Below are 10,066 nucleotides of genomic sequence, written 5' to 3' on the forward strand. Positions count from 1 at the left end.
TCGCGGCCGCATCTATCGGCGAACGAACCGGAAAGTCGGTTCACCGGCGTCGGTCCAACCGTGTCGCGATATCGACCGAACGCCATTGACGCTCCCAAAACCTCACGATAGAACTTGAGAATGAGTTTCAATAGCGAGGCTTTCCGATGTACGATCTGATCGACCGGCCGCTTGATGCGCTCGGCCCCGGCGACCGATTTCTGGTCGATGCGATCCGGCTATGGGTCGCAGCGCGGACGGCATGCCAATGCCCTGCCAGCCTGCTGGCGGCACGCTTCGCACAAGCGGGCGCGCTCGACGCGCTCGACGATTTCGACCTGTGGATGGAGCACCTATCGAACCATGCGCGCGTACCGATCCAGATCAATTGTAAATGCGGGCTTGTGACCGACGATGAATCGGTTCTCTTGACCTTGGCCCGCGATCTCGTAACGGGACGCGATGCAAAGGCGCGGACCACGCTTTCGCTGCTGGTCGCCGATGCGGCGATCGCACCCACTTTCTGCGCGCTGGCCCGGACGGCGGCGATGCTCGGCCATGTCGGGCTGCCACCGGGCACCAGCGTCAAGACGTAAGGATATCGAATGAGCGATCGCACCGCCGTCGTCCACGGCCTCGAACCCACCAACGCCCTGACCGTAGAGCGTGTGCGTTCGGTGCGTCACTGGAACGAACATCTGTTCAGCTTCACCATCACCCGTCCGCCCAGCTTCCGGTTCCGGTCGGGCGAATTCGTGATGATCGGCCTGCCCGGCGAAAACGGCAAACCGCTGTTGCGCGCCTATTCGATCGCCAGCCCGGCCTATGCCGAGGAACTGGAATTTCTGTCGATCAAGGTGCCCGACGGGCCGCTGACGTCGAAGCTGCAACAGATCGTGCCGGGCGACGAGCTGTTCCTCGGCAAGAAGCCGACCGGCACGCTGGTCACCGATGCGCTGAAGCCCGGCACGCGGCTGTTCATGCTGTCGACCGGCACCGGCCTTGCGCCGTTCCTCAGCCTGATCCGCGATCCCGACGTGTACGAGATGTATTCGGCGATCGTCGTGGTCCATTCGGTACGTCGCGTCAGCGACCTCGCGTTCCGCACCACGCTGGAGGCCAACCTTGCCGGCGATCCGCTGGTCGAGGATCAGGCGGCAGCGCAGTTCACCTATGTCCCCACCGTGACGCGCGAGCCGTTCCACACCACCGGCCGCATCGACGCGCTGGTCGACAACGGCACGCTCTTTTCGTCGCGCATCGGCGGCGCACAGGCGTTCGACCCCGAAACCGACCGCATCATGCTGTGCGGATCGACCGAGATGATCCGCGACTTCTCCGCCATGCTGGAAGCGCAGGGGTTCGAGGAAGGTTCGAACGCCAAGCCGGGCGATTACGTGATCGAACGCGCTTTCGTGGGATGACGCCGAACCCCGGCCCCTTTGCCGGAGCCGGGGTTCGGGACTGCCGGGCGTTGTACCCGGTCGTCGACGCAGAGCCGGAGCGGCAGGGAATGGCAGTGGATGATCCGCCAGCTACCGAGCGGGCGAAGGTTCGTGTAACGCTGTTCGCCGCCGCGACGACCGTCCGGGCGTTCCTGCTTCCTCATTGGCAATGCTGGCATCAGGCATGGGGTCCGCCCGATCCGGTCACGCCATCCCAATGGACCTGCGTGCGATCGAGCATGCTGCTTGCCCGGGCGTTCGATCGTGACGGCATTCCCGCGACGCTGCGCAGCGGACGACCGCGCCATGCGCGGATGGGCAACGCCCACGCTTGCCATGGCCTGCTGACCGTCGATGGCCGGGTCAGCCATGCATGGGTCGAAGCGGAAAACTTCGTAATCGACGTTACCGCCGACCAGTTCGGCCACGCGCCGGTGGTCGTGACGCCCGCAGATGACCCGGCGTATCGGAGCGCGAAAGAACAGGCATATCAGCTTGTCGCGACTCCGGCCGGCCTTGCCGCCGTGGAAGCGATCTGGCCGCTCTGGTGTGCGTATGCGGATCGGAAAAGACTCATTCCACCCGACCGGACGCTGGACCACGAGCCGAGGGACTCATCGTCGCAACCGGTTCGGGACCTGATCCCCAAAACGGCAACCGCATGACGGTTCCGAACAGCCGATTATCCGTCCGACCCCCGTCCGACGTATATCGACGGTCATGATCCTCCCGTCGGCATCGCCTATGCTTCACTACCCTGCCCGCCGCCACACCTGCGTCTGGCAGAACACGGCGATGCACCCCTGCACCTTCAGTGTGCCGTCGGGCTGGCGGCTGACGATCGACTTGTAGGTCTTGCCACGACGCGGATCGTAGATGCGGCCGCGCCAGTCGCTGCCCTGGTCAGTGAACGCGGTGAGAATCGGTAGCCCCGCGATCGGACGCTGGCGCAGCGACGCATCGGGATTGGAGATGTCGGTGGTCGGCGTGCCAGGCTTGGCGATCAGCACGCGTGCGATCCGGCCGCACAGCGCCGGTCCGCAACGTGCGATCTCGATCACCGCCGCACGATCCTGCGTGATCCAGCGTCCGGTGATCGGTTCCGCACTCCATGCAGGGGAAGCCGCGAGCAACGTCAGCGCAAACGCCGCAACTATCTTCATCGGTGAGGTTCCGCCTGTGATCGTCGTGACATGCTACAGGACGCAGGACCGGGCGCGATAGCGGTTCGATGCGACGCAGGCGTACCGTCGCAGGTCAATGACCGTAACCCGGTGCCGCCTGCTCCCCAGCGTCATCCGGTGTCTCGTCCGGCTGCTCGCCATCGGCATAGGCTTTGTCGAGATACAGGTTCGCCAGTTCGTAGTGCGCGTGGACGACCTGTTCATGGTCGGCCTGTTGCGCCAGTTCGAGCTGCTGTTCAGCACGGCGTACGAAATAGGACTGTTCGTCCGGCAGGTTCGAGGACACGTCAACCCCTAAAGGGCGCTACCGCCCGCTGTGATGCCACCCGGTAAAACCGGACAGAGCATGAACGCGCGATGCGCGCCAGGGATGCCTGTGGCCGATAATTCCGACGCTATGATGACACCACCGGACGTGTCCGCGCGGCACCGATGCCGACGCGGACAGACCGGTCAGACCCGCCGATGCTTCCCGCCGTAGCGCGTCCCGATATAGCTGCCGATCCGGTCCATTTCGGACTTGGCGGCAAGCGCGGCATTGTTCGGGCACGGCATCGGATCATGCGCCTGATCCGCCGCGCGGGCGGCGACCTTGTCCGCTAGATCTTCGATATCGGCACGCGACAGCAGGTTCTTTTCGCGCAGCAGGCACAGCAGGCTTTGCAGGATGACGAGGCTCTTCTCGTTGCCCGTCAGGTCGAGCGGTTCCATGTTACCCATCGGTCCTCTCCATTATGCTTATACGGAGAGGATATCCCTTTGCGCAATCGATGCAAGCCGCACGGCGGTCAGTTCAGCCCCCCGCCCAGCGTACGATACAGCGTGACGAGGTTCGTCGCCCGCGTCAGCCGCGTCTGGACCAGCGTCTGCCGCGCGGCATAGCTGGTCCGCTGGGCATCCAGCGTGGTCAGGAACGAGTCGACTCCGGCGCGATACCGTGCGTCGGACAGGCGCGCGGCCGTTTCCGCGGCACGGGCACGCGCCGTCTGCGCCGCAAGCTGTTCGCCGATCGTGCCGCGCGTCGCCAACGCGTCGGCGACCTCGCGGAACGCGGTCTGGAGCGTATCCTCATAGGTCGCGACCGCCGCCAGTTGCTGCGCACGGGCAACCTCGACATTCGCCTGCCGGCGTCCGCCGTCGAACAGCGGCAGCGCGACGGCCGGGCCGATCGAGAAATTGTCGGTCCCCGCCCCGAACAGTCCGCCCAGCGCGGTGCTGATCGTTCCCAGCGTCGCGGTCAGCGAGATGGTCGGGAACATCGCCGCGCGCGCCGCGCCGATATTGGCGTTGGCGGCGAACAGCCGACGTTCGGACTGCAACACGTCGGGACGGCGCAGCAGCACGGTCGACTGGACCCCGGTCGGCAGGTCCGACAGCACCGGATCGGCGGTGCCCAGTCCCGTCGTCGGCAGTTGCTCGATCGGCACGGTGGTGCCGGCCAGCAGATTGACCGCATTCTGATCCTGCGCGATCTGCGCCGTCAGCGCGGCAATGTCGTTGCGCGCCTGCTGATAGTTCGTCTCCGCCTGCTGCACTTCCAGTTCGGAGATCACGCCGACACGGAATTGCGCGCGGGTCAGTTCGAGCGAGCGCCCGAAGCTGCCCAACGTATCGCGCGAAATGCGCAGCAGGTCCTGATCCGCCGCCAGCGTCAGCCACGCCGTCGCGATTTCACCGACCAGCGCGATCCGCGCGGCGCGTTGGGCCTCTTCGGTCGCGAAATATTGCTGGAGCGCCGCCTGCGACAGGTTGCGGACCCGACCGAACAGATCGAGTTCGAACGCCGAGAAGCCGACCGATGCCTGATAGATTTCCAGATTGCCCGCGGATGTCGTGGCTGCGGCGCCGCCGCCGACACCACCGGCCCCGGCACCGCCGCCGGTGCCGCCGGTCGCACCACCTGCGCCCCCCGCCGCGCCGCCGGCCGCACCGCCCGCCGCGCCGAACGGGTTGTTGGTATAGATCAGGCCGCCATTGACCGACGTCGTCGGCACCCGGTCGGCGCGCGTCACCCGGTACTGCGCCCGCGCCTCGAGGACGTTGGCGGCGGTGACGCGCAGGTCGCGGTTGTTTTCCAGCGCGGTCGATATCACCGCCTGCAACCGGGGATCGACGAAGAAATCGCGATACCCGATGCGGGTAACATCGACCTGTTCCGGCCCGAGCGGCGGATAGGCACCGCCCTGCGGCAGGGTCAGCGGGATCGCGCCTTCGGGGCGAACGTTGGCGGGCGCGAGGTTGCATCCCGCCAGCGCCGTCGTCGCGGCGAGGAGGAGGATGGTACGCACGGTCATCGGATTCCTGCTCATGGTCATGCCCCCTGCGGCGCGGTGCCGCCATCGGAGGACCGGTTGCCGCCATCGGGTTCGATATCGCGATTGGCGGTCGGCTTGTCCTCGCCGTGATGGCCGAACAGGCGCAGGACGACGACGAAGAACATCGGCACGAAGAAGATCGCCAGCACGGTGGCCGACAACATGCCGCCCACGACCGCGCGACCGATCGCGTTCTGTCCGCCCGCACCGGCCCCGGTGGTCAATGCCAGCGGCATCACGCCGAAGATGAACGCAAGACTGGTCATCAGGATCGGACGAAGCCGCAGCTTCGCTGCCTCCACCGCCGCATCGAACGCGTTCATGCCGTCACCCATCCGTTCCTCGGCGAACTCCACGATCAGGATCGCGTTCTTCGCCGACACGCCGATCGTGGTGATCAGACCGACCTGGAGATAGATGTCGTTGTTCAGCTTCGTCAGCAGCGCGGCAAGCAGTGCGCCGACGATACCGAGCGGCACGACCAGCATGACCGAGATCGGCACCGACCAGCTTTCGTACAGTGCGGCAAGACACAGGAACACGATCAACAGCGACAGGCCGTACAGCGCGGGCGCCTGCCCCCCGGACAACCGCTCCTCATAGCTGAGGCCGGTCCATTCGAGTGACGTGCCCGGTGGCAGCTTGGCATGGATCGCCTCCATCGCCTTCATCGCCGCACCCGTGCTTACGCCCGGCTTCGGCGCCCCCTGAAGCTGCATCGCGGGCTGTCCGTTATAGCGGGTGAGCTGCGCGGGTGCCTGCGTCCAGGTCAGCGTCGAGAAGGCGGTATAGGGGGCCATCTGTCCGCTATCGCCGCGGATGAAGAAGTCGCCGATATCCTCCGGCCGCTGACGATAGGGTTCGTCGGCCTGGACATAGACGCGCTTCACGCGACCGCGATCGATGAAGTCGTTGACATAGGCACCACCCCACGCCGTCGCGATGGTCGAGTTGACCTGCGCAAGATCGAGACCCAACGCGCGTGCCTTGTCCTGATCGATATCGACCCGAAGCTGCGGTGCGTCGTCGAGGCTCAGCGGACGGACCTGCGCGACGCTGGCATCCTGCATCGACATGCCCAGCATCATGTTACGCGCGGCGAGCAGCCGTTCGTGACCGATGCCACCGGTATCGACCAGCTGAAGGTCGAACCCGGTCGCGTTGCCCAGTTCCTGCACGGCGGGCGGCACGATCGCAAAGATCATCGCGTCCTTGAAGCCCGACAGCGCGCCCATTGCGCGACCGGCGATCGACTGCGCGCTGTTCTCGGCGCCGGGCCGTTCTTCCCAGTCCTTCAACCGGACGAACGCCAGACCGGCATTCTGCCCCTGTCCCGCGAACGAGAAGCCATTGATCGTGAACACGCCGGTGACGTTCGCCGCCTCGTTCTTCAGGATATGCTCGCGCACCCGGGTCAGTGCCAGTTCGGTCCGCGCCGACGTGGCACCCGACGGCCCCTGGACCAGCACGACCACGCCGCCCTGATCCTCGTCCGGCAGGAAGCCCGAAGGCAACCGGACGAACAGCAGCACCATCAGCGCGACGATGCCGGCATAGATCAGCAGCGACCATTTCCATCCGCGCGCGGTGCGCTTCACGCCGCGTTCGTACTTCTGCGTGCCGCGATCGAACTTGTCGTTGAACCAGCGGAAGAAGCGCGCGAGCAACCCGTTACCCTGACCGTGCTTTTCGGGGTCGTGCGGCTTCAGGATCGTGGCGCACAACGCGGGCGTCAGCACCAGTGCGACGATGACCGACAACACCATCGCCGACACGATCGTGATCGAGAACTGGCGATAGATCACGCCGGTCGATCCGCCAAAAAACGCCATCGGCAGGAACACCGCCGACAGGACAAGGCCGATGCCGACCAGCGCGCCGGTGATCTCGTCCATCGACTTGCGTGCGGCTTCGCGCGGGGACAGCCCCTCGGTCTGGATCAGGCGTTCGACGTTCTCGACCACCACGATCGCGTCATCGACCAATAGACCGATCGCCAGCACCATGCCGAACAACGTCAGCGTGTTGATGGTGAACCCGGCCAGCGCCATGATGCCGAACGTTCCGAGCAGCACGACCGGAACCGCGATCGTCGGGATCAACGTGGCGCGCCAGTTCTGAAGGAACAGGAACATCACGAGGAAGACGAGTACGACGGCCTCGACAAGCGTTTCGATCACCTGCTTGATCGACAGGCGCACGAACGGCGTGGTGTCGAGCGGATAGATGATGTCGATGCCCGCCGGGAACCCCTTGGCGATTTCGGTCATCTGTTCCTTGACGGCATCGACCGTGCCGAGCGCGTTGGCACCCGGCGCCAGCCGGACGCCGAAGCCCGCCGCCGGCTTGCCGTTCCACAAGGTCGAGAAGCCGTAATTCTCGGCACCCAGCTCGACGCGCGCGACGTCGGACAGGCGCACGACCGCGCCGCCCGCATTGGTCTTCAACCGGATCGCGGCGAACTGCTCGGGCGTCTGGAGCCGCGACTGCACCGAAACGGTGGCATTGAGCATCTGGTCCTTGGGCGCGGGCTGCGCACCCAATTGTCCGGCGGAAACCTGTGCGTTCTGCGCCTGCAACGCCTGCGTCACGTCGGCGACGGTCAGCGCATAGTTGTTCAGCTTGAGCGGATCGAGCCAGATGCGCATCGCATATTGCGATCCGAACACCTGAAGTTCACCGACGCCCGACACACGGCTGATCGGGTCCTGGATCTGCGACGAGATGATGTCGGCAAGGTCGGACGCGCTCTTCGAACCGTCCTGCGACACCATGCCGACGACCAGCAGGAAGCTGGCGGACGATTTCGCGACGCGGATACCCTGTTGCTGGACTTCCTGCGGCAACAGCGGCGTCGCGGCCTGCAGCTTGTTCTGGACCTGCACCTGCGCGATGTCGGGATCGGTGCCCTGTTCGAACGTCAGGGTGATGGTCACCGTGCCCGCCGACGAGGACGAGGACGAAAAATAGCGAAGGTTGTCGATGCCCTTCAGCTGCTGTTCGATGATCTGCGTCGTCGTGTTTTCAAGCGTGGTCGCATCCGCACCCGGATAGGTCGCGGAAATGGACACCGCAGGCGGCGCGATTTCGGGGAACTGCGCGATCGGCAGCGAACGGATGGCGAGGATGCCGAACAGCATCAGCCCGACCGCGATGACCCATGCGAAGATGGGACGGTCGATGAAATAGCGTGACATGCTGGCTTACTTCGCCTGTGCCTGGGGCGCGCCGGCCGGGGCGGCACCCTGTGGTCCCTGCCCCGCCGTCTGCGGCGTCCATTGATAGCCCTTGACCGGGGTCCCGGGCTGGAGGTTCTGCGCGCCTTCGACCACGATCCGGTCGCCGGCCTTCAGCCCGCCGGTCACCAGCCATGCGTCGCCGATCGTACGGCTGGTCTGGATCGGACGCGGCGTCAGCTTGCCGTCGGCGCCGATCACCATGACCGTCGCGTTCCCCTTGGGATCGCGCGTCACGCCGCGCTGGGGTGCGAGGATCGCGGCGGACTGCGTTCCTTCGACCAGTTCGGCGCGGACATACATGCCCGGCAGCAACAATCCGCGCGGATTGGCGAACACGGCGCGGATCGCCTGCGTCCCCGTCGCCGGATCGACCGTGACGTCGGTGAACTTCAGCGTCCCCTCGATCGGATAGGTGCTGCCATCCTCCAGCTTCAGCCGGACACGGGCCGCGCCCGCACCGCGCGAAACGCCGCCGCCCATGATCTGCTGACGCAGCTTGAGAAGATCGGCGCTCGACTGCTGGATATCCACAAACACCGGATCGATTCGCGAGATGGTCGTCAGCGGGTCGGCCTGGGCAGCCGATACCAGTGCGCCGGTGGTGAACACCGAACGTCCGATCCGACCCGAAATGGGTGCGGTGATCGTGGTACGCGCCAGATCGATCTGCGCCTGATTCAGCGCGGCACGCTGTGCGGCGATATCCGCCTCGGCCTGCTGCGCGCCGGTCGTCGCATTCTCGTATTCCTGTTTCGAGATCGCGTTGATCCGCACCAGTTCGCCGTATCGCCGTGCGAGGTTGCGGGTCGAGGCGATCGCCGCCTGCGCCCGGGACAGCGCGGCGCGCGCACTGGCGACCGACGCCTGATACGGCGACGGGTCGATGCGATAGAGCGGCTGGCCCTTGCGGACGAAGTCGCCTTCCTGGAACAGCCGGGCGAGGACGAGGCCGTTGACCTGCGGCCGGACGTCGGACGTCTCGAACGCGGACGTCCGCCCGGGCAGTTCGGTGGTCAGCGTGACGGCTTGCGGCTGGACGGTCACGAAACCGACCTGCGGCGGACCCTGCGGCGCCGCCTGTTGCGGCTGGCCGCCGCCACAGGCCGACAGAAGGAGCGCCACGGCCAGAGGTGCAACGCGATTTTTCATGAACGTCCCCGAAGGATGTGCTAACACCGTGAGTGATCGATCACTCACACATTGGCGGCGCGTACGCCGTCCGATATAAAGTGGCAAGGGCTTACGGGTGAATCTAACGTGAATTTGTTGCATTGCGGCGACGCATGCCGGGCCAGCCGCGCGGTGGCCCGGCGTGAAAAGCTGGTATCGGTCGCGCGGAAACTGTTTGCGGATCATGGGTTTCAAGGCACCGGCGTGGCGCAGTTGGCCGCCGTGTCGGGGATCAAGGTCGGGCAGATTTATCGCGACTTCGACGACAAGGAAGCGATCGTCGCCGAGATCGTCGAAAGCGACCTGTCGACGTTCCTGCACGAAGCCGAACTGTCCGCTGCGGTCGAGTCGGGCGACGTGCCGGCGATCCGTAAGTGGATCCAGTTGTTCGTCCAGTGCGAGGGAAGCCGCGATGCGCGCACCCTGATGCCCGAAATCATCGCCGAATCGGCGCGCAACGCGCGGATCGCGTGTATCTCCCATGCGATCCATCATCGGGTGAAGACCGCGCTGAACATCGCGATCGAGGCGCTGGCCCCCCGCCCCGAACAGGCAGAGCGCAGGGCGCAGCTTGCCGACCTGATCCTGACCGTAGGCGCCGGTATGATGCACCGTCGCATCGCAGATCCCGATTTCGACGAGGATGCGACCCGCATCCGCATGCTGACCCTGATCGATCGCCTGATCGACGATCTGCTGATCGCGTCAGAATAGGACTCTGTCCGCAAGAGACT

Annotated in this window: 10 protein-coding genes; 4 read left to right on the plus strand and 6 right to left on the minus strand. The window is 65.5% G+C overall.

All coding sequences use genetic code 11. The features are described 5' to 3' along the window. Nucleotides 1-146: 146 nt before the first annotated feature. The 3 genes from IFT55_RS04145 to IFT55_RS04155 all read left to right on the plus strand — a co-directional run bounded on the left by IFT55_RS04145 (nt 147) and on the right by IFT55_RS04155 (nt 2,089). Complete coding sequence (locus IFT55_RS04145) at nt 147-575, plus strand: hypothetical protein (protein WP_192089307.1); 429 nt, start codon at nt 147-149, stop codon at nt 573-575. A gap of 9 nt (nt 576-584) precedes the next feature. Beyond that, nucleotides 585-1,403 carry a ferredoxin--NADP reductase gene (locus IFT55_RS04150; RefSeq protein WP_192089309.1) on the plus strand — a complete coding sequence of 273 codons (819 nt, stop codon included), beginning with the start codon at nt 585-587 and terminating at the stop codon, nt 1,401-1,403. Nucleotides 1,404-1,492: 89 nt separating this feature from the next. After that, nucleotides 1,493-2,089 (plus strand): hypothetical protein, encoded by a 597-nt coding sequence (locus tag IFT55_RS04155; protein WP_192089310.1) that lies wholly within the window; start codon nt 1,493-1,495, stop codon nt 2,087-2,089. 87 nt (nt 2,090-2,176) lie between these two features. Here IFT55_RS04155 and IFT55_RS04160 read toward each other — a convergent pair whose 3' ends face one another. The 6 genes from IFT55_RS04160 to IFT55_RS04185 form a co-directional block, all read right to left on the minus strand. After that, on the minus strand, nt 2,177-2,587 hold the full coding sequence (locus tag IFT55_RS04160; RefSeq protein WP_192089312.1) for a DUF2147 domain-containing protein: 411 nt from the start codon (nt 2,585-2,587) through the stop codon (nt 2,177-2,179). A gap of 94 nt (nt 2,588-2,681) precedes the next feature. Next, nucleotides 2,682-2,894 carry a hypothetical protein gene (locus IFT55_RS04165; RefSeq protein ID WP_192089313.1) on the minus strand — a complete coding sequence of 71 codons (213 nt, stop codon included), beginning with the start codon at nt 2,892-2,894 and terminating at the stop codon, nt 2,682-2,684. A 167-nt stretch (nt 2,895-3,061) separates the two neighbouring features. Beyond that, nucleotides 3,062-3,328: a hypothetical protein gene (locus IFT55_RS04170; protein ID WP_249403548.1), complete on the minus strand. Its 267-nt coding sequence runs from the start codon at nt 3,326-3,328 to the stop codon at nt 3,062-3,064. Nucleotides 3,329-3,396: 68 nt separating this feature from the next. Then, nucleotides 3,397-4,902: an efflux transporter outer membrane subunit gene (locus tag IFT55_RS04175; RefSeq protein WP_249403549.1), complete on the minus strand. Its 1,506-nt coding sequence runs from the start codon at nt 4,900-4,902 to the stop codon at nt 3,397-3,399. Nucleotides 4,903-4,919: 17 nt separating this feature from the next. Beyond that, the gene (locus IFT55_RS04180) at nt 4,920-8,120 is read right to left on the minus strand and encodes an efflux RND transporter permease subunit (RefSeq protein WP_192089316.1); all 3,201 of its coding nucleotides are present in this window, start codon (nt 8,118-8,120) and stop codon (nt 4,920-4,922) included. A 6-nt stretch (nt 8,121-8,126) separates the two neighbouring features. Next, a complete protein-coding gene (locus IFT55_RS04185; protein ID WP_192089317.1) occupies nt 8,127-9,311 on the minus strand; it encodes an efflux RND transporter periplasmic adaptor subunit in 1,185 nt (394 codons plus the stop codon). A gap of 108 nt (nt 9,312-9,419) precedes the next feature. Here IFT55_RS04185 and IFT55_RS04190 point away from each other — a divergent pair, with 108 nt between their 5' ends. Continuing rightward, nucleotides 9,420-10,046 (plus strand): TetR family transcriptional regulator, encoded by a 627-nt coding sequence (locus tag IFT55_RS04190; RefSeq protein ID WP_192089318.1) that lies wholly within the window; start codon nt 9,420-9,422, stop codon nt 10,044-10,046. The last annotated feature ends 20 nt before the right edge of the window (nt 10,047-10,066 follow it).

Source organism: Sphingomonas sp. CFBP 13720, assembly GCF_014842075.1.
GTDB lineage: Bacteria > Pseudomonadota > Alphaproteobacteria > Sphingomonadales > Sphingomonadaceae > Sphingomonas.